This is a genomic window from Streptomyces sp. N50 (assembly GCF_033335955.1).
In the GTDB taxonomy this organism is placed as follows: Bacteria; Actinomycetota; Actinomycetes; order Streptomycetales; family Streptomycetaceae; genus Streptomyces.
Genome location: NZ_CP137550.1, coordinates 761366 through 785397, shown reverse-complemented (window position 1 = coordinate 785397; position 24032 = coordinate 761366). Strand labels below are relative to the sequence as shown.

Here is a 24032-nt window from a genome sequence, read left to right as displayed (position 1 = left end):
CCCGGGCTCAGACGGCCGTGTAGGCGCCGTCGACCAGGTGGTAGCTGCCGTGCACGAACGAGGCGCGGTCGGAGAGCAGGAAGACGATCAGCTCGGCGACCTCCTCGGGGCGGCCGAGGCGGCCCGCGGGGTGCAGGGCGACCAGGCCGTCGTAGGCGGACCGGTCCATGCCCTGGAGGAGCGGAGTCTCGATGAAGCCGGGGCCGACCGCGTTGATGCGGATGTTCTTCGACGCGTACTCGGCGGCGGCGGTCTTCGTCAGGCCGACCACGCCGTGCTTGGCGGCTACGTACGCGGGGGAGCCCGCGAAGCCCGTGGAGCCGAGGATGGAGGCGACGTTGACGATCGCGCCGCCCCGGCCCGCGGCCTCGATGACCGGGAGTTCGTGGCGCAACGAGTAGAAGACGCCGTCGAGGTTGGTGCGGACGACCCGGTCGTAGGCCTCGATGTCGTACGCGCCGGTCGGCGCGCTCGGGCCGCCGATACCGGCGTTGTTCACGGCCAGGTCGAGCCCGCCGAAGGTGTCGACGGCGAAGCGCACGGCCGCCTCGACGGACTCCGGGTTCGTCACGTCCAGCGCGACTGCCGCCGCCCTGACGCCCTCCGCCTTCAGCTCGGCGGCGGCCGTCTCGGCGCCCTCGATGTTGAAGTCGGCGATGACGACGTTCGCGCCGCCCGCGCCCAGTCGTCGGGCGGTGGCCAGGCCGATGCCGGAGGCGGCGCCGGTGACGAGGGCGGTCTTTCCGGCGAACTCGGTTGCGTAGTCGGTGACTTGGGCGGTGGCGGGGATGGTGCTCATGATGTGCTCACTGTTCGGTAGTGCTCCGGGACGCCGCGTCCGCGGCCTCCCCGATCAGGGCGTCGTAGGCCCGCTCCACCAGGGCGGCGAGGTCTGCGGCTCCCGAGTCGTGCTCGTCCGTGCGGCGCGCCCAGATACGCAGGGCGGCCGTGAGGACTCCGGCGGCGGCGTCGACCACGACGGCCGGGCGGACATCCCGCACGTCGTCGGTGCCGAGCCGGTCGGCGAGGATGCGGATCGACTCCTCCTGGGCGTCGACCCGGATGCGTTCGTACGCGGCGAACAGGGCGGGCTCGCGGTCCACCAGGGCCAGCAGCCGCCGCATCCGCGGGCGCAGGTGCCAGGCCGGGTTCTCCCGGTCGGCGAGCCAGTCGCGCACCGCCCTGCGGTAGGCGAGAAGCGGCGGTTCGGCGGCCGGGCGGGTCCGCAGCAGGGCGTTGATGCGGTCGCCGTCGCCCGGACGAAGTCGAGCGCCGCGTCCTCCTTGCCGGTGAAGTGCCGGCTGAAGGTGCGCCGCGTGACGTCCGCGCGCTCCGCGATCGCCTCGACCGTGGTCGCGGCCAGCCCGTGCTCCAGGATCAGGTCCACGGCGGCGGTCGCCAGCGCGTTGCGGGTCTGCCGCGCCTTGCGCTGCCGCCGGTCGACGGGGTCGACGAGGGGCTCCATTGCCTTCATACCTTCGACCGTACACCCATGATGTCCCACTGGGACATGAGACCCGATGAGACTTGTGTCCCAACGGGACGTGAACAGGAATCGATCGTCAAGACAGCTGATTCATCTGCTGAGGCTTGTCTTCGCGCTGCTTTCGGTCATATCGTCCGGACAATCCGTCGCCTACATCGCCGGGGTATCCCATGGACCGCACCCGCCTGAAGGACCTCCTCGCCCGCGAGAGCGCCGACGCCGAGCGGCTCAACCCGCGCTCGAAGGCCGCCTACGCCCGCGCCGAGCACCTCTTCGGGCGGGTGCCGATGACCTGGATGAACAAGACCGCCGGAGCCTTCCCCCGCTACCTCGACACCGCCCGGGGCGCCCGCGTCACCGACATCGACGGCCACGAGTACGTCGACTTCAGCCTCGGCGACACCGGAGCGATGGCAGGCCACTCGCCCGCCGTCGTCGCGGAGGCCGTGCAGCGGCGGTTCGCCGAACAGGGCGGCGCCACGGCGATGCTGCCCACGGAGGACGCCGAGTGGGTCGGCGCCGAACTCACCCGACGCTTCGGGCTCGCCCGCTGGAGCTTCGCGCTGACCGCGACCGACGCCAACCGCTGGGCGATCCGGCTCGCCCGTGCCGTCACCGACCGCCCCAAGATCCTGGTGAACAGCTACAGCTACCACGGCAGCGTCGACGAGTCGCTCATCGTCGTCGGACCGGACGGCCACGGCACCGCCCGCCCCGGCAACGTCGGCGCCCCCTGCGACGTCACGCTCACCAGCCGCGTCGCCGAGTTCAACGATCCGGCCCAGCTGGAACGGGAGTTGGCGCACCGCGACGTCGCCGCCGTCCTCATGGAACCCGCGCTCACCAACATCGGCATCGTGCTGCCCGAGCCCGGTTACCTGGCCGCCGTACGCGAACTGACCAGGAAATACGGCACGTTGCTCATCAACGACGAGACCCACACCTTCTCCGCGGGACCGGGCGGCTGCACCGCGGCCTGGGATCTCGAACCCGATCTGCTCACCATCGGCAAGGCGATCGGCGGCGGCATCCCGGCCGGTGCCTACGGTCTCTCCGCCGAAATCGCCGACCGGTTGCTCGGCCGCGCCGACCTGGACCTGGTCGACATGGGCGGCGTCGGCGGCACCCTCGCGGGCAACGCGCTGTCCGTCGCCGCGATGCGCGCCACCCTCGAACACGTCTTGACTGAGGGGGCGTTCGCTCACATGGCGAGGCTGTCCGAGCGCTTCGCGGCCGGTGTCCAGGAGGGCATCGACGCCCACGCGTTGCCCTGGACCGTGAGCCGCCTCGGCGCCCGCAGCGAGTACCGCTTCGCCTCCCCGGCCCCGCGCACCGGCACCGAGTCCGAGGCCGCCGGCGACCCGGAGCTGGAGGACTTCCTCCACCTCTACCTCGCCAACCGGGGCATCCTGCTCACCCCGTTCCACAGCATGGCGCTGATGTGCCCCGACACGACCGAGCAGGACGTGGACACCCACACCCGGGTCTTCGCCGACGCGCTCGCCGAACTGGCCGCCTGACAAAGGGAGTTGGAGACACGCACGTGGACGACATCGACCGCGCCATCCTGCGCGAGCTGCAGACCGACGGACGTATCGCCTACGCCGACCTCGGACCCAAGGTCGGCCTGTCCGCGTCGGCCGCCCGGCAGCGGCTCCAACGCCTGTTGGATTCCAAGGCAGTTCAGGTCGTCGGGGTGACCGACCCGATGGCCATGGGCGGCCAGGCCATGGCCATGCTCGGCATCGAGGTGGACGGCGACCCGCGGGCCGTCGCGGACCAACTCGCCCTGCGCGACGAGGTGGTGTACTCCGTGCTCACCTCCGGCGGCTTCGACCTGTTCGCCGAGGTGGTCACCCCGGGGCCGCGGGATCTGCTCGACTTCATCAACGACGTGGTGCGGCCGGTCGAAGGGGTGCGGAGCGTCCGGTCGTTCCCGTACTTCGGCATCCACACCCACCGGTTCCTGTGGGACGTGGGCTGACCGCCGCCTGAGCGCGGGCCCGAGATGCCGGAGTGATCCCGCGGGCGTCTAATAGGGGTGTCGGAAATGTCCCCTGGCGGAAAAGGCCGAGGCCATGGCGCCCACGGAATCCATTGCAGGGGGCGGCGGAACCGCCGCGAAGGGTGTGCTGCGGCGGCTGGGGGAGTGGTGCGCCCTGCACTTCGTGATCGTCATCGTCGCCTGGCTCGTGGTGCTGGCCGCGCTCCAGGTCCTCAACAGGTCCTTCGGTGGCGACTATTCGGACGACTTCTCGCTGTCCGGCGTCCAGTCCCAGCACGGGTTGCAGGTCCTCAAGGAGCACAATCCGGCGGCCGGGGGCTACAGCAGCCAGATCGTCCTGCACGACAAGGACAAGCAGCTCACCTCGCTGAACTCGCAGATGTCCGAGACGGTGGGCGACCTCCAGAAACTCCCGCACGTCCTGTCGGTGCAGAACCCGCTGCCACAGCCCGGAGCGCAGACACCGACGTCCACCGGCCCGAACGTCGGCCCCCTCTCCTCCGACGCGAAGACCGCGTACATCACCATCCGCTTCGACGTGCAGCCGTCCACCCTCGGTGACGGCTACCTCCACGGCGTCGACACCTCCGTGAAGCCGCTGCGCGCGGCCGGCGCCCAGGTCGAGTACGGCGGACCGCTCGGCGAACTCGCCCGGCCCGCCGCCGACGACCGGATCAGCGAACTCATCGGGTTCGCCGTGGCGATCGTCGTCCTGCTCATCGGCTTCGGCAGTGTGGTCGCCGCCGCGATGCCCCTGGTGACCGCGCTGATCAGCGTGATCGGGGGACTCGCCTGCCTCGGACTGCTGGCGGCGGCCTTCACCTTCGCGACGGTGTCACCGACCCTCGCGACGATGATCGGCATCGGCGTCGGCATCGACTACGCCCTCTTCCTGATCACCCGTCACCGGCAGAACCTCATGAACGGCAGCGATCCGGTGCGCGCCGCCGGACAGGCCACGGCGACCAGCGGCCGGGCGGTGCTCGTCTCGGGCTGCACGGTGATCATCGCGCTCGCCGGGCTGTTCGTGTCCGGGGTGCCCTTCATCGGCAAACTCGGGCTCGCGGCCGCCGTGACGGTCGTGTCCGCGGTCATCGGCGCGCTCACCCTCGTGCCCGCGCTGCTCGGGCTTCTCGGCAAGCGGATCGACCGCTACCGGGTGCGCCGCCCGGTCGCCGAGACCGACGCCGAGCCGGGCGCCGAACCCACGGGCACCTGGCACCGGTACGCGCAGCGCGTGGAACACCGGCCCTGGACGTTCCTCGCGGCGGGTGTCGCGGCCGTCGTCGTCCTCGCGATCCCCGTGTTCTCCCTCCAGCTCGGCCACATCGGCGACGGCGCGGACCCCACCTCGTTCACCGACCGCCGCGCCTTCGACCTGATGACCGACGCCTTCGGCCCCGGCTCCAACGGCCCGCTCACCATCGTCATCGACCAGACGGGCGTCCCGACCTCCCAGCGCTCGGACCTCTCCAGCCAGGCCCAGAAGACGCTCGACGGGGTGCAGGGCGCCGCCAAGGTCACCCCGCTGACGACCACCAAGGACGGTGACGTCCTCGTCGGCACCGTCTACTCCAAGCAGTCCCCGCAGAGCGCCGACACCACCGACCTCACCAACCGCCTGGTCCACAACACCCTCCCGGACGCGGTCTCCGGGACCTCCGCCAAGGGCTACGTCACCGGTACCACGGCAGCGCAGGTCGACTTCCGCGACATCGTGTCGAGCAGGCTGCCCCTGATCATCGGCGTGGTGGTCGCCCTGGCCTTCCTGATCATCCTCGCCGTGTTCCGCGGCCTCCTCGTCGCCCTCAAGGCCGCCGTCCTCAACGTGCTCTCCATAGCGGCCTCCTACGGCGTCGTCGTCGCCGTCTTCCAGTGGGGCTGGGGCGGCCCCGCGCTGGGTGTCTCCGGCAAGGTCCCCATCGAGAGCTACGTCCCGATGATGATGTTCGCGATCATCTTCGGCCTGAGCATGGACTACGAGATCTTCCTGCTCTCCCGCGTCCACGAGGCCTGGCTGCGCACCGGCGACGCCGAGGCGTCCGTCGCCCACGCCCTGGAGATCACCGCGCGCGTCATCACCTGCGCCGCGCTCATCATGGTCAGCGTCTTCGCGGCCTTCGTCGTCAGCGACAACATCGTGGTCAAGATGCTCGGCCTCGGCCTGGCGGTCAGCGTGCTGATCGACGCGACTGTCGTACGGCTGCTGATGGTGCCCGCGGTGATGACCCTGCTGGGCCGGCACGCCTGGTGGACACCACGGTTCCTGGACCGGATCCTGCCGCACATCGACGCCGAGGGCGACCACGAACAGCAGGCGTGAGCCTCAACTCCCGTACTGCGCCTGGGGTGTGAGCACCAGCATCGTCACATCGTCCCGGATCTCCGGTGAGTGCCGCAGCAGGTCCGCCCATACCCGCTCCGCCATCAACGCCGGGTCCTCGTCGGCGAGTTGGGTGAGCCGCTCGGTGAAGGGGTAGAAGGAACCGCCCGTGTCCCGCGCCTCCCACACCCCGTCGGAGGCGAGGAACAGCCGGTCCCCGGGCCGCAGTTGGAGGGTCACCCCGCTCAGCGGACCGGCGTCGGACAGCCCGAGACCGAGCGGCGTCCACGCCTCGACGTCGATCTCGGTGACCCGGCCGCCGCGCAGCAGCACCGGAGCCGGGTGCCCGCAGGCCACGATGCGTACCGCCCCCGCGTCCGCCGTGAACTCCAGCAGCACCGCCGTGGCGAACAGCTCCGCGTGCGCCGACCGCGCCGAGTCCACCATCAGCCGCCGATCCAGGCGCCCCGCGACCGCGTCCAGGTCCGGGAGGTCGAGGACCGCCTCCCGGAACGCGCCCAGCAGCGAAGCGACCGTCGCGACGGCCGACAGCCCGTGCCCCTGCACATCGCCCATGACCGCCCGCACGCCGTACGGCCCGGCCCGCACGTCGAAGAAGTCCCCGCCGACCAGCGTCCCGCGCTGCGCCGCCCGGTACAGCCCCACGCACCCCACCGGGCCCACCCGCTCCGGCAGCGGCGGCACGACGGCCCGCTGCGCCGCCTCGGCGACCGTCCGCTCCAGGTCCAGCTGGGCATCACGGCGACTGCGGACGAAGGACACGAACACGCTCAGCACCGCGACGAACAGCACGGTCAGCAGATCGGTCTCACCGGGATCGTTGAGGTGGAACGCCGGGATGGTCAGCAGGCCGACCGTGGCGGCGCCCATCAGCGCGGTCGCGAGCGGACCGTACGACAGCCCCGCCAACGGCGGAATGGCGCCCAGCAGAAAGCCGATGTCGAGCGAGTGCGGGCTGACCAGCGTCGCCACGCCCACCCCCACCACCAGCGCCCCCGGCAGCACCCGCACCCACCGCGGCGCCGGCGCGCCCCGAAGCCACCCCCGCCGGGCCGGCTCCCGGACCCGGCGGAACGACGGCACGCGCACCTTTGCCACACCACCACGCTCCTACGGCGGGACCGGCCCCGCACGCCGAGCGCCTAGGCCGTATCCGCAAAGTCCCGCCTGCCTCGCGACGCCCGGCACGCTCCCCCACTGCCTTAAGGGCGTGGGAGGTGCCCCCACTCGCCGCACCGGACGAAAGCCCACGTACAACCAGTACGAGGGCTTCCGCCTGGCACGCCGAGAGCACGCACCGGACGCCGCGAGGCCCGCCCTCCGGGCGGACGACGGGACTTTGCGGACACGACCTAGAACGGCGTGAGCGTCAGCCGTATCCCGGTGGGCGCCGTGTCCTGGACGTACGACGCGAAGTCCGCCACGTCGTCGAAGGCGAAGCCGTACGCCTTGCCGTCGGCGGTGGCCGCGTGGACCGCCTTCGCGTAGTGGTTGGTGAGGTCGGTGGCGTAGAAGCCCGACGCGTCGGTGGTCGGCTGCGCGGGGTTCGACAGGAGCGTCGAGCGGTTGAAACCGGCGCCCAGGACGGCAGCGACCGGGCCCGTGGTGCCGTCGTTCGGGGCGGCCAGGTTGCCGTCGCAGAACAGCACGTCCCGGGTCGACGGCTTGGCGAACGAGACCGAGGCCGGTCCGGTGAAGGTGAACTGGCCGGCGCGCACCCGCCCGGTGAAGGCGCCCGCGTTCGTGGTGACGGTGAGGTCCTTGCCGGTGTAGGTGCTCCACACCTCGTCGATGTAGGGCTGGAAGTAGTTCGCGGCGAACAGGCCCGCGTCCAGGCCATGTCCCGGCGCGATGACCCGAGTGTCGCCCACGATCAGCGGGGCGAACGCCTCGACCTTCCGTACGGCGTCGAACACCGACGCCCGGCCGCCGGAGCGCAGGGTGCCCGTCGTCTGGTCCTGCGCGCCGGTCAGCCGGATGCTCAGCGGCACGCTGAACATGTCGACCATCGTGGTGTTGCAGAACATGCCGGACGCGTTGTGCGTGAACTCGGCGCAGTCGTGCAGCACCCCGTAGTTGGGGTCGGAGGTCACCCAGCCGGCCGGGTACTGCAACGCGGGGTTGCCGTTGCCGTCCGCCACGGCCTTGAACTTGAGCTTCGCGCCGAGCGAGACGTAGATGCGGCCCGACAGGTACGGGAGCGAAATCGTCGTCTCCGCACCGGAGTCGAGGCTGATCGCGTAGTCGGTGAAACCGTCCGCGCCGTTGTCCGAGAGCGCGATCGGCGCGATCGTCCCGTCGGGAGTGACCCGCACCTGCTTGCCGTCCACGTTTCCTACGACGTAGACGTGCACGTTGGCGTCGTCGAACGAGCCGCTGTTGTTGACCAGCGTCAGCGGAAGGGCGCCCGCCTGAGCGCCGCTGGTCTCCATGGACTTGGTGTCCGCGAGGGCGTGCGGTGCGAGTGCCGCGACGGCGGGGGCGGCCACCGCCGCGCCGCCGAGGGCGAAGAGGAGCTTGCGGCGGCCGAGCGTGCGCTGGTGACGGGGAGTCATGTGGGGGGACCTCCGGGCGAGTCGGGCTGTTCTGAGCGGACGGTGCCGACGCTTTGAGAGCGCTCTCACAGCGTGCGTCGGCACCGCCGCCGGGGCCCGATGTTACGCAGGACCACGGGCTGGGCCAATGGTTCTGCGGGAAGTCGTCACCGCGCTGACCTGCGCAGACGCGGTGAGATGGGTGGCTTAACCCCCACTTAAGGGCCGCTTAAGCGCCCGACGAAGCGTTCACCCGTGCTTCACCACCCGTATCCGGGCGCCTCTTCCCTCCCATCACGTGGCCTCCTAGCCTCGCCACGCCCCCTGTCTTTTTCCGTCTCCATGTCCTTCCTCGTCCCTTCCTCGAAAGGCGACCTGACGCATGCGTCACCAACTCCTCGGCACGGCAAGACGGTTCGGTGTCAGAGTCGCGGCCGCGGCGGTCACCTCCGCGCTCGCCGCGTCCGCCCCGCTCCCCGCCGTCGCGACGACCGTCCCGTCCGTCCGGCCGTCCTCGCTCGTGGACCCACTGATCGGCTCCAGCAACGGCGGCAACACCTACCCCGGCGCCACCCTCCCGTACGGCATGATCGCCTGGTCCCCGACCAGCACCACCGGCGACCAGACCAGCACGGGCGCCGCCAATGGCTACGAGTACGGCGCCACCCGGATCCGCGGACTGAGCCTCACCCACGTCAACGGTGCCGGCTGCAACCCGGGCGCGGCGGGCGACGTACCGATCATGCCGTTCGTCGGCGACGTCACCTCGTCCCCCTCAGCCGACACCAAGGACGCCGTGTACGCGTCCAACTTCTCGCACGCCGACGAGAAGGCCACCCCCGGCCGCTACACCCTCGGCCTCACCTCCGGAGCCACCGCCGACCTCGCCGTCAGCAAGCGCGCCGGAGTCGCCGACTTCACGTTCCCCGCCGACCGCTCGGCGAACCTGCTCTTCCGCGTCTCCAACTCCCTCAACGGCAGCCAGGACGCACACGTCGACATCGACACCGCCCACCGCAGGGTGACCGGCTGGGTGTACACGGGAGCCTTCTGCGGGCGCCGCGCCAACGGCGGTGTCAACAACCGCAAGAGCTACTACAAGCTCTACTTCAGCGCCTCCTTCGACCGCGCCTTCTCCTCCGTCGGCACCTGGCACGACAACACCGTGTCACCCGGCTCGACGACCGCCTCCGGAGGCGAGGGATACGCCACCGGCGCCGACCGCGCGGGCCGCGGTTCCGGCGGCTGGGTCGGCTTCGACACCTCATCTGACAACGATGTCCGCATGCGGATCGGCATCTCCTACGTCAGCCCCGGGGGAGCCGAGTCCAATCTGCGCCAGGAGATCGCCCCGCACGCACGCGTGGCCGACGTCGCGGAAGCGGGCGCCCGCGCGTGGGACCGCGAACTGAGCACCGTACGCGTCGACGGCGGCACTCCCGCACGCCGCCAGACCTTCTACACGGCGCTGTACCACGCCCTCATGCAGCCCAACCTGATCAGTGACGAGGACGGCCGCTACTGGGGTATGGACCAGGCCGTGCACCGACTCGCGCGCGGGCAGCGGGCGCAGTACAGCAACTTCTCCGGCTGGGACCAGTACCGCGCTCAGATCCAACTGCTCGCCCTCCTGAAGCCCACCGTCGCGGGCGACTTCGCTCAGTCGCTCTACAACTTCGCGAAGCAGAACGGCGGCATCTGGGACCGCTGGGTGCACATCAGCGGCGCCACCCACGTCATGACCGGCGACCCGTCCGCCGCGACCCTGGCCACCTTCTACGCCATGGGCGTCCGCAACTTCGACTACAAGGGCGCCTTCGACTCCCTCGTCCACCAGGCCACCGTCCCCAACCCGGACGAGCTGTCGGACGCGGGCTGCCCCGGCCAGTGCGTGGGCCAACGCCCCAACCTCGCCCAGTACATGACCTCCCACTACGCCGCCCAGGACGCGTGCCACTGCTGGGGCGGTGCCGCCGAGACCCTGGAGGACGCGGTCGCCGACTCCGCGCTCGGCCAATGGGCGAAGCTGCTGGGCCGTACCGCCGAGGCGAAGACCTTCACCGAGCGCGGTGCCTACTGGCGCAACGTCTTCAACCCCGCCACCGGCTACATCCAGGCACGCAACCTCGACGGCTCCTGGGTCGGCCCGTTCAACCCGGCGAGCGATCAAGGCTTCGCGCAGGGCTCGGCCGCCGCGTACGTCTGGATGGTCCCGCAGGACGTCCAGGGCCTGGCCGAGGCGATGGGCGGACGCGAGACGGCCGCCACCCGGCTCGACGGCTTCTTCCACACCGCCGACGGCGCCTGGTCTGTCCGGGGCGGCGACGCCCTGCGCTACGACCCGACCAACGAGCCCGACATCCACGCGCCGTGGCTCTACAACTCCCTCGGCCAGCCCTGGAAGACCCAGGCAACCGTCCGCCAGATCCTCGACACGGCCTACGGCACCGGTCCCAAGGGCCTGCCCGGCAACGACGACCTCGGCACCATGTCCGCCTGGTACGTCCTCTCCGCCCTCGGCATCTATCCGCGCACCCCGGGCAGCGCCGACCTGTTGCTCGGCGCACCGCTCTTCCCGAAGGCGGTCGTCGACCGACCGGGCCGCACGGACATCGTCATCACCGCGCCCGACGCCGACGACACCCACCAGTACGTCGACGCCGTACGCCTCGACGGCCGTGACCTCACGCGCGCGTGGACCGGCGCGGGCCTGACGCTCAAGGGCGGCAGGCTGGACTTCCGGCTCGCCACCGAGCCCAACACGAGTTGGGCGACCGACCCGGGACAACTCCCGAAGTGACGCACACCGGCCCGGCGGAGTCCCGCTCCGCCGGGCCGGCCCAGGAAATACGGTGGACGGGCTGGAGATCAACCACCTACCGTGTGCGTGCACGCCCTGAGACCAACGGAAGGAGGCGAGTGCCATGAGATTCACGACACCCCTGCGCTCCCTCCCCGTTGACCCGGTGTGCCACGCCTGACCTGACCGGGAGCGCTCCACGCAGTACCCCTCCCGGAGGAAACCCATGACCGATCTGGTCATTCGCGCGCTCGACGAGAGCGACGCCCATCTTTTCGACACCCTTCCCGACCCCCTCGGCGCCCGCGCCGCACACCGGCTGACGACCTGGCGGCCCGACTGGCAGCGGGTGGCCCTGCGCGACGGCACGGTCGTCGCACGCGCCGCCTGGTGGGGCGGCCCGAACGACACCGAACCCCTCGCCGTCGACTGCTTCGACCTGATCGAGGGCGAGGAGGAGGCCGGGGCCGAACTCCTGCGCAGCACCCCCTGGCGCGTCGACGTGGAACTGAACCTGCCCGCAGGGTGGCGCGACAGCCCCGGACTCCGTGCGGCGGCCGAAGCACGCTTCAGCGCTCTGCGCGCGGCCGGTTACGACCTCCTGGTCGAGCGTTTCATCTACCGGTGGACCTCGGAATGCGGCCTGCCGGAACGCCCCGGCCGTCTCGTCTTCGCCCCCGAACCGGACGACGACGTCTTCGTCGACGCGCTGCGCCGCATCCACTCCGTCACCCTCGACGCCCACGCCCAACGGGCCATCCGAGAAGGGGGAGTTGAGAAGGCCGCACAGGAGGAGATCGACTTCTTCCGCTGGTGCCCGTCCCCGCGCGAGTGGTGGCAGGTCGCACGCACCCCCGAGGGAGACCTCGCGGGCATCCACATCCCGGCCCACAATCCGTCGGGCCCGTGCATCGGCTTCATCGGAGTCGTGCCGGAACAGCGCGGTCATGGCTACGCCCGGGACCTGCTGGCCGAGTGCACGCACTATCTCGTCGAGCGCGGCGCCGAGTTCATCGCGGCGGCCACGGACCAGGGCAACTTCCCGATGGCCGCGCACTTCGCCGAGGTCGGCTATCCGGTCATCCGGGAACGGGCCAGCTTCAATTTCGTCGGGTAGACGCGTCGATTCGTAGACCCACAGACCCACAGACCCATAGGCCCGTAGATCCGTAGGGGCATATGGCGGTCGGCCCGGGCTGTCATCAGTTCCGGGCCGACTGTCAGTGCCGGGTGCCATCCTGGCGGCAGGTCGATCTACGGCGGGATGGAGGCGGGCATGGGGTTTGTCGGCGAGGTCTGGCAGGTGCGTACGGGCGAGGAGTCGGTCGGGGAGATCCTTATCGACGACGCCGACTTCCCTTGGCTGTCGGGCAAGTTCACCGCCGGTCCGGCGTTCGGTGACGTGGAGGAGCTGTTCGCGCGGGAACTGGCCCTGACGAAGGCGGACGACGACGGGCACTGGGCACGGTGGGAGGAGGCCTACGACGAGATCAGCCGACAGGTGACGCTGACCTCGCCGGACGGTCCCGTACCGGAGTTCCTGCTGCACATCGAGGGGGAGCGGGCCTGGTTCCGGTGGAGCGACGAGCCGTTCGACGAGGACGAGGAGCCGCCCGGTGGCGAGTGATCAGGTGGCTGACCCCGGTGGCTGATCAAAGCCGCTGATCAGACAGGCTCGCTGTCCACCATCGCCTCGGCCTCGGCCAGGATCTCGGTGACCCGGAGCCCGAAGAGCGCGTCGCACGGGTGCGGCCGACCTGTGCGTACGGCTTCGCCCAGCGCGTCGGCGGCCCGGACCAGGGCGGACACCGCGTCGCCCGAGCTGTTCGGAAGGCTGGTCACCCCGGCCGTACCGCGCAGTTCGACCGTGGCTCCCGCCGCCGCGGTCGGCGCGGTGAGGCTCAGCGTCAGCGTGCTGGACGCACCGCCGACGTGGTCGAGGACCAGCACGACCGTGTCGCCGGGACCCCGCACGGCCGCGGCAACCCGGCGGACGTCACCGAGGACCGGCAGCAGCACGGACAGGGCATGCGGGCCCACGTCCCACAGCGCGCCCTTCTCCTGTCGCCAGGGCGAGGCCGCGAACGGGCTGTCACTGGTGAACACCGAGCCGAGCCACTCGGCCCGGCCGGTGAACCAGCCCTCCGCGGCTGCCTGTTCGGTGATCCACGCCTCGGTCTCCGGCTGGAAGCGGGTGGTGAAGAACACGACCGACGCGACCCCGGTCTCGCGCACCGCGTCGACCACGGCCCGTCCCTGCTCCACCGTCGGCGCGAGGGGCTTGTCCAGCAGCAGATACCGACCCGCCCGCGCGGCCCGCACCGCCAACTCGGCCTGGATCGACGGCGGCAGTGCCACGGCGACGGCGTCCACGTCCGCGAGCAGGGCGTCGACATCGTCGTAGGCCGGTACGCCGTGCTGGTCGGCCAACTCCTTGGCGGCGTCGGGGCGGCGGCCCCAGACGCCCGCGAAGTCCCACGCGTCGTGCCCACTGAGGGCGGGGGCGTGTGCCATCCGGGCCCAAGGGCCGGTGCCGAGCAGTCCGATGCGCATAGCGGTGCCTTTCCACGGTCCAACCTGGTGACGCGACCGGAGCCATTGCGACCGGCCGGACGCCGGTGAGCGTGCCACATGAACAGGGCAGGTGCGCAAGCCCTCCCTGCCACTCGGCGCATGCTCATCAACGGCTGGGATTCGGCTGTCCCGGCTGCTGTCGTGCCTGGGTCGTGGCGTTGTGCCGCAGGAGTTCGGCCAGGACGGAGACGCCGTCGCGGTCTTCCAGTCCTGCGGCCATCGCCTGGTCGATGAGCTTGCGGTTCGCGTCCAGTTGGGCCATGGGCGCTCCCACGGACGATGCCAGGGCGTCGATCAGCGTCAGGTCCTTGGCGACCAGCGACAGCGTCATGTGGATGGCCGCTTCCTGTGGTCGTACGAAGTTGTCGCGGTTGTAGAGCACGAAGGGTGCCGCGGCCGCGCTCTGGGTGAAGGCGTCGTAGGCGGCGGCGCGGTCGATCCCGGCGCGTTCTGCCAGAACCAGCGCTTCGGACAAGGCTGTTGCCATGGACAGCAGCAGTGAGTTGATCGCGAGTTTCACGATGTTGCCGTTGCCCGATTCCCCGAAGTGGAGGACGCGGGTGGCCAGGACGTCCATGACGGGGCGTACCTGGTCGAGTGCTTCTTCGGGGCCGCCGACCAGGAAGGTGAGTTCGCCCCGTGTGGCGAGTTCGACGGAGCCGGACACCGGTGTGCCGAGGAGAGTGGCGCCGCGTTCGCGAACCAGCGGTGCCAGGGTCCTGACCGTCTGCGGGGCGATGGTGCTGGTCTCCAGGACGGTTGTTCCCGGGCGTACCCCGGCGAGGATGCCGTCGGGCCCGTGATAGACCTCGCCCACCGCCGTGTCGTCGGTCAGACAGACGATGACGATGTCGGCGGAGGTGGCCGCCTCGCGCGGGGTGCCGAGCACGCGGGCGCCGGTCTCTGCCGCGACGTCGAGGGCGCGGGCCCGGGTCCGGTTGGTCACGGTCACGCTGTGCCCTGCCCGGCGCAGGCGCACCACCATGGGGCGGCTGATGCGGCCGATGCCGATCACGGCCAGCGTGGGCAGGGCGTCCATCACGCGTGGCCGCCGTTGAGGTCGAGGTTCACGCCGTTCGCCGCCGGGTTCTCCAGCAGGAACACGGAGCCCTCGACGATGTCCCGCATCGTGGGAATGACACCGGTCAGGATGCGGGCACGTGCCGCTTTCAGGACGGGCTCGTTGCCGGCCCAGTACGGGCTGTCGCCGACCATGCCGGGATGGATGGCGTTGACGCGGACCGGCGCGAGCTCCTTGGCCAGCGTCGCCACCAGGCCTGTCACACCGGCGTTCACCGCGGTGACCGTGGTGGAACCGGGGTAGGGCACGTCCTTGGCCAGGCCGCCGAACAGCAGCACCGAACCGGTGGGGGAGATGCGCGACCGCAGTGCGTGGACGACCGTGGTGTAACCGACGATCTTGGCGATCGCCAACTCCGTCGCCCCGGCGATGTCGTAGTCGGTGATCGTGTTGTTGTCGCGCCGCATGCCGGTGAGAACGATCGAGTCGATGTGCTCGATGCCGTTCAGCGCCTCCTTGAGACCCTCGGGCCTGGAGAGGTCGGCCTCAATACCCCGCACATGATGGGAATCCACTTCGGTATTGATTTCCGCGGCCACTTTCTCCGCGCGCGTGCTGTCGCGGCCGGCGATGATCACGGAGGCGCCCTGCCGTGCATAAGTCGCGGCCAGTTCGCGGCCGATACCGGATGTACCTCCGACGATTAAAACCTGCTTGCTCATGACCATCCCTTCGTCAGGCAGCGGGAGTTGCTGTCGACGACACCCTGGCGCAGAAGGTATATCGAGTCCAACGAAAATCATTGACAGCTGTTATCGAAGAAATCGATAATTGACGGATGGAATTACGGCAGTTGCGCTATTTCGTCACCGTGGCCGAAGAACTCAGTTTCACCCGCGCTGCGGCGCGCCTCTTCGCAGCTCAGTCGACCGTGTCGGCAGCTGTCCGCACCCTGGAGGAGGAGCTTCAGGTATCACTCTTCGATCGGTCGACCCGGACGGTGGCGCTGTCCCCGGCGGGCGAGGTGTTTCTGCCGGAAGCCAAGTCGGTCGTCGCGGCCGCCGAGCGCGCGAGGGAAGCGGTCGGCGAGGCGTCGAGAACCCTGCGGGGCAGCCTGCGCGTCGGCACGATGACCCGCATCACGGCTCTCGACCTGCCGCGCCTGGTGGGGGCCTTCCGCCAACGCCACCCCCTGGTGGACATACGGATCCAGGTCTCCGGGTCCGGAGCGGGCGGAATCGCCGAGGACGTGCGACGCGGCCGCCTCGACGTCGGCGTCGTGGCCCTGCCCGCCTCCGAGGCGCACGACCTCGACTTACGGCAGTTCGCGACGATCCCGTACGTGGTGATCCTGCCGTCCGGGCATCCGCTGGCGCAGCGAGACCGCATCGCGCTGAAGGACCTCGCCCACGAGAACTTCGTCTCGGGGGCCAGGGGCTTCGGGTCGCGCGCCGCCATGGACCGGGCCTTCGGTGAACTCGGCATCACGCGCCGCGTGTCCGTCGAGATCACGGACATCGCCTCGGCCGCGTCATATGTGCGAGCCATCGGTGGCGCCGCCGTCGTACCCCGTTATGAGCCGGTGGATACCGCCGAGGTGGTCATCAAGCCGGTCTCCGGTCCCGTGCCCTCGCTCGCCCTGTCGTTCGCGGTCCGTGCGGGCCGCGAACCGAGCCCCGCCGTCGCCGCCTTGCTGAAGCTCAGCCCCAACTACACGCGCGACGACGGGACGTTCTGAACAGCCTCGTCTGCGCATCCACCGGTGCGGAAAGAGACCGTCTGCGTCTTCGACCGGTTCTGCGGACCGCCGCGAAGCCGGGCTCGTGGCCGCCCGGTTGGGCTAGGGCGCAACCGGGCGGCTGCTCCGCGGGTGTGCGAAAGCCTCAACGGGTCCCGATCCCGAAAGCGCCGCCCTCGCCGAACACCAACCGCCCGAAGTTCTCCGCGATGCGCCGATGTCCCGCCGGATCGGGATGGATGTCGTCGGGGAGCGGCAGCTCGGCGTGGTCCTCCTCGCCGTAGAGGGAACGGCCGTCGAGGTAGTGCAGGTTGGGGTCGTCGGCCGATCGCTGTTCCACGACGCGGGCGAGTGCCTCGCGGATGACGGTGAGTGTCAGGCGCCCTAGGGGGCGTTCGGCCGGGTCGCCCATCGCCCTGAAGCGCAGGGTCCCGCCGTCGAAGTCGGGCATGAGAGGGCCTGGCGTGTCCTCCTGGACCGGGCAGAGGATGGCGGACACGACCAGCAGCGGTGTCGTCGGATGCCCTTCGCGGATGGTGTCGAGGAAGCCGTGGACCGCCGGGGTGAAGGCGCGCAGCCGCATCGCGTCGGCGTTGACGATGTTGATGCCGATCTTGACGCTGATCAGGTCCGCCGGGGTGTCCCGCATCGCCCGGGCGGTGAACGGGTCGAGCAGCGCGTTGCCACTGAACCCCAGGTTGACGAGCTCCACTTGGCCCTCGGCGGCAGCCAGAGCGGGCCAAATGGCCGTCGGATGCGTGGCGTTGGAGCCATGGCTGATCGAACTGCCGTGGTGCAGCCACACCTTGCGCCCGTTGTCCGGCGCCTTCTCGACGGGGGCATCGGTGCGCAGGGCGATCAGCTCGGCGGTCTCCGTGTGCGGGAGCCAGATCTCGATGTCCTTGTCACCCGTCGGCAGGTCGGCGAACCGGGCGGTGCCGGGCTGCCCCTCGGTGAACTCGGAGGCCTGGGTCATCATGTCGGTGATCGTGCGCACGTTGCCGCCGGCCACCGTGGCCTGGGCGGCGAGACGGCCGTCGACCAGCAGGTCGTAGACGCCGTCCGGCGGGGCCGGGAACCCCTGGTAGACACGCTTGGTGGGCAGCGTGTCCAGTTCGATCGTGGTGGCCCGGGTGCGGAAGACCAGCCGTACACCGGAGGGCTGCGCCTCGGCCACGGCGAGTTGGTCGTCGGGGATCTGGCGGCGCGCCCGGGCGGGCAGCCGGTGCGGCAGCAGACCGTGCGCGGTCGTCTCCACGTCGAGGAACCCGCGCAGCATGTCGGTGGTGACGGGGGTGGTGATCGTGTCGTGTTCGGTGCTCATCGCCTCAGCCTGTTGATCAAGATGTCCGGAACCGGAAGGGGCCGGACCCGGAGGGGAATAGCCCGGACCCGGAACTGGAACAGCCCGGACCCGGAGCTGGAATAGCCCGGACCTGGAGCTGGAATGGGCCGGACCCGGAATCGGAGTTCGTCGAGCCCGGAATCGGAGTACGTCGGATCCGGAACCGGGACGCGCCGGATCAGGAGTACGTCAGATGTGGGGCGCGGCCCGGTTCCGCAGCAGTGCGTCGAGCGAATCGATGATCCACGCCCAGGATTCGCGCGCGTCGGGCGCGCTGTGGTCGAAGCCCCCGGCCAGCTCCAGGCTGACGTAGCCGTGGAAGACGCCGCCCAGCATCCGGACCGCGTGCGTCTGGTCCGGTTCCGCCAGGTCGTAGCCGCGCAGGATCGCCCGTGTCATCTGCGAGTGCCGCACCCCGGCGCTCGCGGCCGCCGTCTCGGGATCGAGCCGGAGCCGCGCGGCCTCGTACCGGCCGGGGTGCTCCCGGGCGTAGTCGCGGTAGGCGTCCGCGAAGGCGGCCAGGGCGTCCTTGCCGGCCCGCCCGGCCACCGCGTCGGAGACCCGGTCGGCGAGTTCCGCCAGCGCGAACAGGGCGATCCTGGTCTTGAGTTCCTGGGAGTTCTTCAGATGCGAGTACAAGCTCGCGACCTTGACGTCGAAGCGCCGGGCGAGCGCCGAGACGGTCACCTGGTCGAAGCCGACCTCGTCGGCCAGCTCCGCCCCCGCCCGGGTCAGCCGCTCCGGCGTCAGCCCTGCTCTGGCCATAACCTTCCTCCCGTTCGACGATAGCCATTATGTATTTGCCTAAAGGTTTTAGGCAAACTAGCGTGCCGTCCATGAGACCACTGACCGAGCGGGAGATCCGCGCCGCCTTCGTGAACTGCACCAAGGGCGAGGCCAAGCGCCTGTCCGTGCCCCGGGACCTGGCCGAACGGCCGTGGGACGACCTGGACTTCCTCGGCTGGCGGGACCCCCAGGCCCCCGACCGGGCCTACCTCGCGATCGAACTGGACGGCCGCCCGACGGCGATCGCCCTGCGCTCGCCCGGTGCCGCCTCCTGGCAGACGCGGCGCAGCATGTGCTCGATGTGCACGACCACCCACACCGGAGGCGTCTCGCTGATGACCGCCGCGAGGGCGGGCAAGGCGGGGCAGCAGGGCAACTCCGTGGGCGCCTACATATGCAGCGACCTCGCCTGCCCGCTCTACGTGCGGGGCAAGAAGGACGCGGGCGTCGGCGCACGGCTGCCCGAGTCGCTCACCCTGGAGGAGAAGATCCAGCGGACCGTCACCAACGTCACGACGTTCATCGCCAGGGTCGCCGCCCGTTGAGCGGTCCCGAATCGACCCCTCGCTACTCGGTGCTCCCGATTGAGCAGTCCCGCTGCTGGATCCGTTCGATTTCTTCTATTGGACCTGCGGACCCGGGCCGGACAGGCTGGAGGACGCGTCCTGCCCGTCGTGACCCCGATCCGAGATCCGGGTTCGGGCTCCAGCGGTGCGGGACGGCACGTTTCCGCGTGACAGCCGGAGGAGGAGCACCCGCATGGACACCCGCCGTATCGGTGACGTCGAGGTCAGTGCGATCGGCCTGGGCGGTATGCCCATGTCGATCGAGGGGCGGCCGGACGAGGCACGCTCCCTCGCGACCATCCACGCCGCACTCGACGCGGGCGTGACGCTGATCGACACCGCCGACGCCTACCACCTGCACGCCGACGAGGTCGGGCACAACGAGACCCTGATCGCCAAGGCCCTCGCCTCCCACGACCGGGGTGCGGACGTCCTGGTTGCCACCAAGGGCGGCCATCTCCGCCCCGGGGACGGCAGTTGGACCCTGAACGGCAGCCCCGCCTACCTGAAGGAGGCCTGCGAGGCATCCCTGCGCCGACTCGGCGTGGAGGCCATCGGGCTCTACCAGTTCCACCGCCCCGACCCGAGGGTCCCGTACGCCGAATCGGTCGGCGCGGTACGGGAGTTGCTCGACGAGGGCAAGATCCGCCTGGCCGGCATCTCGAACGCGGACCCGGAGCAGATCCGGCTGGCGAACGAGATCCTCGGCGGCCGGCTGGTCTCCGTGCAGAACCAGTTCTCCCCGGCCTTCCGCTCCAGCGAGCCGGAGCTGGACCTCTGCGACGAACTCGGCATCGCGTTCCTGCCCTGGAGCCCCCTCGGCGGTATCGCCCGCGCCGGTGAACTCGGCTCCGCCTACGCGCCGTTCGCCACCATCGCCGAGAAGCACGGCGTCAGCCCGCAGCGCGTCTGCCTGGCCTGGATGCTCGCCAAGTCCCCGGTCGTCGTGCCGATCCCGGGCGCCAGCCGCCCCGAGACGATCCGCGACTCGGCCGCCGCACCGGAACTCACCCTCTCCGCCGACGATGTCGCGGAGCTGGACGCCGTTTGAGAAGACCCTGATGTCTGAGGTGTAGTAGGGGTGGGCAAGGGCAGAAAGCGCTTGCCCGCCTCCTGGTCGCAGGGGGCCGACCGGTCACAGGGGGAGGACCACCGATGGCATCGACCACGGAGAAACCGCTCGACCACCGCTACCGCGACGAACACCCGATCCGCACCCTCGCCTACCTCTTCCACGCCGACCGACGACAACTGGCCCTGGCCGTCGTCGTGTTCACGGTCAAGCACAGCCCCATCTGGCTGCTCCCGCTGATCACCGCGTCCATCATCGACACCGTCGTCCAGCACCAGCCGGTCAGCAGACTCTGGACGAGCACCGGCATCATCCTGTTCATCCTGCTGATCAACTACCCCCTGCACGTGCTCTACGTCCGCCTCCTCTACGGCAGCGTCCGCCGCATGGGCACCGACCTGCGCTCGGCCCTGTGCACGCGCATGCAGCAGCTCTCCATCGGTTACCACTCCCGGGTCAGCGCCGGAGTCCTCCAGGCCAAGGTCGTACGGGACGTGGAGACGGTCGAGCAGATGGTCCAGCAGACCGCGGAGACCGGGCTCGGCGCGATCACCGTGCTCACCGGCGGCCTGGTCATCATCGCCTTCCGCACACCGGAGTTCGTGCCCGTCTTCCTCGTCGTCGTGCCGGTCGCCGCGTTCCTCGTGTCCCGGCTGCGGGCCCGCCTGCGCACCCACAACGAGCACTTCCGCCACGAGGTGGAGACCCTGTCCTCACGCGTGACGGAGATGACCCGCCTCATCCCGGTCACCCGTGCCCACGGCCTGGAGGGCAAGGCCCTGCGCCGCATGGACGGCACCCTGCGCCGGCTCCTCACCTCCGGAAACCGCCTCGACCTCCTCAACGGCCGCTTCGGCTCGCTCGCTTGGGTCGTCCTCAACGTGGTCGGCGTCCTGGTCCTCGCCGGCGCGGCCCTGGTGTCGTACTACGGCGTCTGGGGCGTCACCGCCGGCGACGTCGTCATGCTGAGCGCCTTCCTGACCACCCTCACCAACTCGACCACCTCCCTCACGACCCTGGCCCCGGTCATCACCAAGGGCCTGGAATCGGTCCGTTCGGTCGGCGAGGTGCTCCAGGCACCCGAGTTGGAGGACAACGCGGGTAAGGCGGAGGTCGCCGAGGTACGCGGAGCCGTCACCTTCCAGCACGTCGGCCACACCTACGACAACGACCAACTCCGGCCCGCCGTCCACGACTTCACCCTCACCGTCGAACCCGGCGAGACCGTCGCCCTCGTCGGCGCGTCCGGCGCCGGAAAGTCCACGGTCCTCAACCTCGTCATCGGCTTCATCCGCCCCACCGCCGGCCAACTGCTTCTCGACGGCACCGACATGAGCACCCTCGACCTGCGGACGTACCGCCGCTTCGTCTCGGTCGTCCCCCAGGAGTCGATCCTCTTCGACGGCACGATCCACGACAACGTGGCCTACGGCATGGACGACGCCGACGAGGAGGCGGTGCGCGCGGCGCTGCGGGACGCCAACGCCCTTGAGTTCGTGGAGAAGTTGCCGCGGGGCCTGGAGACTCTGGTCGGCGAGCGCGGGGCGCGGCTGTCCGGCGGGCAGCGTCAACGCCTCGCCATCGCACGGGCGTTGATCCGCGACCCCAAGGTGCTGATCCTGGACGAGGCGACCTCGGCCCTGGACACCCGCTCGGAAGCCCTCGTCCAGCAGGCCCTCGCGCGGCTGCTGCGCGGCCGTACGACGTTTGTGGTGGCCCACCGGCTGTCCACCGTCCGGAGCGCCGACCGGATCGTCGTCATGGGCGACGGGGAGATCCTGGAGGTCGGCACGCACGACGAACTCCTGCGCCGGGGCGGGGCGTACACGGCGCTGCACAGCGGGCAGGTCGCCTGACCGGATCTCGCGGCCGTTTGGTTGGATCGGCTCGGGCTGGGCACACGGAGCGAAAAGCGAGAGAGGGGCGTTTCGTGCTGGTGCCGGACCCGAAGGCCGTCAGAAAACTGCTCACCCGGTACGCGGTGCTGCGCATCTCCCAGTCGGAGCGCCACCGGCCGCAGGCGGCCGCCGAGTTGAACGACGTCGTCTACACGCTCTGCGTGATGATGGGCACCACCGGCATCCGGGAGGCCATCGTCAAGGCGGACGCCCTGCTGGCGGCGGCGCGCAGCACACCGGGCGGTGTGGTTGAGGACGGCCGCGCCGTGGCGTAGATCCGTCAGGAGAAGGCGACTTCGGGAACCTTCCTGCCGTGGAACGCCGAGCGGTACGCCTGCGGGCTGGTCCCGACCACCCGGCGGAAGCGCTCGCGGAACGCGGTGGGGGAGCCGAACCCGGCCTGCTGGGCGATGCGTTCGACGGTGTGGTCGCTGTTCTCCAGCAGGTACTGGGCGCGTCGCACACGGGCCCGCAGCAGCCACTGAAGCGGTGTGCTGCCCGTCTGTTCACGGAAACGGCGGCTGAACGTCCGCTCGCTCATGCCCGATCGCGAAGCCAGCGCGCTCAGGGTGACCTCCTGGGAGAGGTTGTCCTCGATCCACCGGAGCAGCGGTTCGAGGGTCGAGCCCTGCGGGACCGGCGGGTGCTGGTGGACGATGAACTGGGCCTGGCCGCCCTCGCGTTCGAGCGGCATCACCGACAGCCGGGCCGCGTCCGCGGCGACCGCCGAGCCGTAGTCCCGCCGGATGAGGTGCAGACACAGGTCGAGGCCGGCCGCTGCCCCGGCCGAGGTGAGGATCTGTCCGTTGTCGACGTACAGCACGTCCGGCTGCACCTCGACCAGAGGGTAGGACCGGGCCAACGCGTCGGCGGCGACCCAGTGCGTGGTGGCGCGCAGCCCGTCCAGCAGTCCGGCCTCGGCCAGCACGAAGGCACCCACGCAGATGGACACGATCCGCGTCCCCGCCGCTGCCGCCTCCCGCAGTGCCGCCAGCACCCGGGGGGAGGGCGGCGCGGCCTGCTCCGAGCGGCCCGGGACGACGATGGTGTCGGCGTCCGCCAGCGCTTCGAGCCCGTGATCGACCCGCAGCGCGAACCCGTCCGTCCGCACCTCCGGCGTCTCGCCGCACACCCGCACCCGGTAGGCGCTGCGGCCGTCCGGCAGTCGGGTACGGCCGAACACCTCCATCGGTGTCGCCATGTCGAACGGCACCACATGATCGAGAACGAGGATCGCGACGGTGTGCATGAACACCACGATAGACGGATTCCCGCCAAGCATTCTGCAAGGCCTTTTGACGTAGCTGCCTATTGAGAGGGGCTGGCGGGAATCCGTTGGAAGCTGTCGTTTCAGCCTCTGTGCTCCCGTGCCGGACGTCCCTAATCTGAGCCGGTGACCAAGATCCTTCTCACTCTGCACGTCCTGGCCGCCATCGTCGCGGTCGGCCCCGTCACCGTCGCCGCCAGCATGTTCCCACCGGCGGCCCGCCGCGCTCTCACGGGCCCGGACGGCCCCGACGCGGGCGTGACCACCGTACGACTGCTGCACCGCATCTGCCGTGTCTACGGCGCGGTCGGGCTGGCGGTGCCCCTCTTCGGCTTCGCGACCGCTTCCGCGATGGGCGTCCTGGGCAGCGGCTGGCTCATCGCCTCCATCACGCTCACCGCGGTGGCGGCAGGCATCCTGATCGCGTTCGTGCTGCCCCGCCAGGACGAACTCCTGGAGCAACTCGGCGCACAGCAGGCCGTGGAGCGTTCCGGGACCGTTCAACTCGCCATGTTCACCGGCATCTTCAACCTGCTGTGGGCGACCGTCACCGTCCTCATGATCATCCGCCCCGGTTCGACGACGGGCGCCTGACC

Annotated in this window: 21 protein-coding genes and 1 pseudogene; 12 read left to right on the top strand and 10 right to left on the bottom strand. The window is 70.3% G+C overall.

The window, feature by feature from the left end:
• Positions 1 to 7 precede the first annotated feature (7 nt).
• The gene (locus tag R2B38_RS48080) at positions 8 to 799 is read right to left on the bottom strand and encodes an SDR family NAD(P)-dependent oxidoreductase (RefSeq protein ID WP_318022523.1); all 792 of its coding nucleotides are present in this window, start codon (positions 797 to 799) and stop codon (positions 8 to 10) included.
• A 7-nt stretch (positions 800 to 806) separates the two neighbouring features.
• Positions 807 to 1474, bottom strand: a pseudogene (locus tag R2B38_RS48075) (TetR/AcrR family transcriptional regulator).
• Positions 1475 to 1656: 182 nt separating this feature from the next.
• Here R2B38_RS48075 and R2B38_RS48070 point away from each other — a divergent pair.
• The 3 genes from R2B38_RS48070 to R2B38_RS48060 all read left to right on the top strand — a co-directional run bounded on the left by R2B38_RS48070 (position 1657) and on the right by R2B38_RS48060 (position 5814).
• On the top strand, positions 1657 to 3006 hold the full coding sequence (locus R2B38_RS48070) for a transaminase (RefSeq protein ID WP_318022522.1): 1350 nt from the start codon (positions 1657 to 1659) through the stop codon (positions 3004 to 3006).
• Between the two features lie 23 nt (positions 3007 to 3029).
• Positions 3030 to 3470, top strand: coding sequence for an Lrp/AsnC family transcriptional regulator (locus tag R2B38_RS48065; RefSeq protein WP_318022521.1), 441 nt, complete (start codon positions 3030 to 3032; stop codon positions 3468 to 3470).
• Between the two features lie 94 nt (positions 3471 to 3564).
• Entirely contained in the window at positions 3565 to 5814 is a 2250-nt protein-coding gene (locus tag R2B38_RS48060; RefSeq protein ID WP_318022520.1) for an MMPL family transporter, read from the top strand.
• Between the two features lie 3 nt (positions 5815 to 5817).
• Here the strand turns inward: R2B38_RS48060 and R2B38_RS48055 are convergent, their stop codons facing one another.
• Together R2B38_RS48055 and R2B38_RS48050 are read right to left on the bottom strand one after the other, a co-directional pair.
• Positions 5818 to 6933 carry a PP2C family protein-serine/threonine phosphatase gene (locus R2B38_RS48055; protein WP_411978630.1) on the bottom strand — a complete coding sequence of 372 codons (1116 nt, stop codon included), beginning with the start codon at positions 6931 to 6933 and terminating at the stop codon, positions 5818 to 5820.
• A 254-nt stretch (positions 6934 to 7187) separates the two neighbouring features.
• On the bottom strand, positions 7188 to 8390 hold the full coding sequence (locus R2B38_RS48050) for a glycoside hydrolase family 64 protein (protein ID WP_318022519.1): 1203 nt from the start codon (positions 8388 to 8390) through the stop codon (positions 7188 to 7190).
• Positions 8391 to 8751: 361 nt separating this feature from the next.
• Between R2B38_RS48050 and R2B38_RS48045 the strand changes: the two genes are divergently transcribed.
• The 3 genes from R2B38_RS48045 to R2B38_RS48035 all read left to right on the top strand — a co-directional run bounded on the left by R2B38_RS48045 (position 8752) and on the right by R2B38_RS48035 (position 12796).
• Positions 8752 to 11169, top strand: a complete 2418-nt coding sequence (locus R2B38_RS48045; protein ID WP_318022518.1) for a GH92 family glycosyl hydrolase — start codon at positions 8752 to 8754, stop codon at positions 11167 to 11169.
• A 226-nt stretch (positions 11170 to 11395) separates the two neighbouring features.
• Positions 11396 to 12286, top strand: a complete 891-nt coding sequence (locus R2B38_RS48040) for a GNAT family N-acetyltransferase (protein WP_318022517.1) — start codon at positions 11396 to 11398, stop codon at positions 12284 to 12286.
• A gap of 159 nt (positions 12287 to 12445) precedes the next feature.
• A complete protein-coding gene (locus R2B38_RS48035; protein ID WP_318022516.1) occupies positions 12446 to 12796 on the top strand; it encodes a hypothetical protein in 351 nt (116 codons plus the stop codon).
• 38 nt (positions 12797 to 12834) lie between these two features.
• Here R2B38_RS48035 and R2B38_RS48030 read toward each other — a convergent pair whose 3' ends face one another.
• The 3 genes from R2B38_RS48030 to R2B38_RS48020 all read right to left on the bottom strand — a co-directional run bounded on the left by R2B38_RS48030 (position 12835) and on the right by R2B38_RS48020 (position 15486).
• Complete coding sequence (locus R2B38_RS48030) at positions 12835 to 13722, bottom strand: Gfo/Idh/MocA family oxidoreductase (protein WP_318022515.1); 888 nt, start codon at positions 13720 to 13722, stop codon at positions 12835 to 12837.
• A gap of 127 nt (positions 13723 to 13849) precedes the next feature.
• Positions 13850 to 14782 (bottom strand): NAD(P)-dependent oxidoreductase, encoded by a 933-nt coding sequence (locus R2B38_RS48025; protein WP_318022514.1) that lies wholly within the window; start codon positions 14780 to 14782, stop codon positions 13850 to 13852.
• Positions 14782 to 15486, bottom strand: coding sequence for an SDR family NAD(P)-dependent oxidoreductase (locus R2B38_RS48020; protein WP_318022513.1), 705 nt, complete (start codon positions 15484 to 15486; stop codon positions 14782 to 14784). The genes R2B38_RS48025 and R2B38_RS48020 overlap by 1 nt, the downstream gene beginning before the upstream one ends.
• A gap of 116 nt (positions 15487 to 15602) precedes the next feature.
• Between R2B38_RS48020 and R2B38_RS48015 the strand changes: the two genes are divergently transcribed.
• Positions 15603 to 16502 carry a LysR family transcriptional regulator gene (locus R2B38_RS48015; RefSeq protein ID WP_318022512.1) on the top strand — a complete coding sequence of 300 codons (900 nt, stop codon included), beginning with the start codon at positions 15603 to 15605 and terminating at the stop codon, positions 16500 to 16502.
• A 145-nt stretch (positions 16503 to 16647) separates the two neighbouring features.
• Here the strand turns inward: R2B38_RS48015 and R2B38_RS48010 are convergent, their stop codons facing one another.
• Together R2B38_RS48010 and R2B38_RS48005 are read right to left on the bottom strand one after the other, a co-directional pair.
• On the bottom strand, positions 16648 to 17826 hold the full coding sequence (locus R2B38_RS48010) for a GDSL-type esterase/lipase family protein (protein WP_318022511.1): 1179 nt from the start codon (positions 17824 to 17826) through the stop codon (positions 16648 to 16650).
• Between the two features lie 210 nt (positions 17827 to 18036).
• Entirely contained in the window at positions 18037 to 18612 is a 576-nt protein-coding gene (locus R2B38_RS48005; RefSeq protein ID WP_318022510.1) for a TetR/AcrR family transcriptional regulator, read from the bottom strand.
• Positions 18613 to 18683: 71 nt separating this feature from the next.
• Between R2B38_RS48005 and R2B38_RS48000 the strand changes: the two genes are divergently transcribed.
• The 4 genes from R2B38_RS48000 (at position 18684) to R2B38_RS47985 (ending at position 22444) form a co-directional block, all read left to right on the top strand.
• The gene (locus tag R2B38_RS48000; RefSeq protein ID WP_318022509.1) at positions 18684 to 19178 is read left to right on the top strand and encodes an FBP domain-containing protein; all 495 of its coding nucleotides are present in this window, start codon (positions 18684 to 18686) and stop codon (positions 19176 to 19178) included.
• 214 nt (positions 19179 to 19392) lie between these two features.
• A complete protein-coding gene (locus R2B38_RS47995; RefSeq protein WP_318022508.1) occupies positions 19393 to 20250 on the top strand; it encodes an aldo/keto reductase in 858 nt (285 codons plus the stop codon).
• Positions 20251 to 20354: 104 nt separating this feature from the next.
• The gene (locus R2B38_RS47990; protein WP_318022507.1) at positions 20355 to 22127 is read left to right on the top strand and encodes an ABC transporter ATP-binding protein; all 1773 of its coding nucleotides are present in this window, start codon (positions 20355 to 20357) and stop codon (positions 22125 to 22127) included.
• Positions 22128 to 22201: 74 nt separating this feature from the next.
• Positions 22202 to 22444 (top strand): DUF5133 domain-containing protein, encoded by a 243-nt coding sequence (locus R2B38_RS47985; protein ID WP_318022506.1) that lies wholly within the window; start codon positions 22202 to 22204, stop codon positions 22442 to 22444.
• Between the two features lie 5 nt (positions 22445 to 22449).
• Here the strand turns inward: R2B38_RS47985 and R2B38_RS47980 are convergent, their stop codons facing one another.
• The gene (locus R2B38_RS47980) at positions 22450 to 23418 is read right to left on the bottom strand and encodes a GlxA family transcriptional regulator (RefSeq protein WP_318022505.1); all 969 of its coding nucleotides are present in this window, start codon (positions 23416 to 23418) and stop codon (positions 22450 to 22452) included.
• Positions 23419 to 23562: 144 nt separating this feature from the next.
• Between R2B38_RS47980 and R2B38_RS47975 the strand changes: the two genes are divergently transcribed.
• On the top strand, positions 23563 to 24030 hold the full coding sequence (locus R2B38_RS47975; protein ID WP_318022504.1) for a hypothetical protein: 468 nt from the start codon (positions 23563 to 23565) through the stop codon (positions 24028 to 24030).
• Positions 24031 to 24032: the final 2 nt, after the last annotated feature.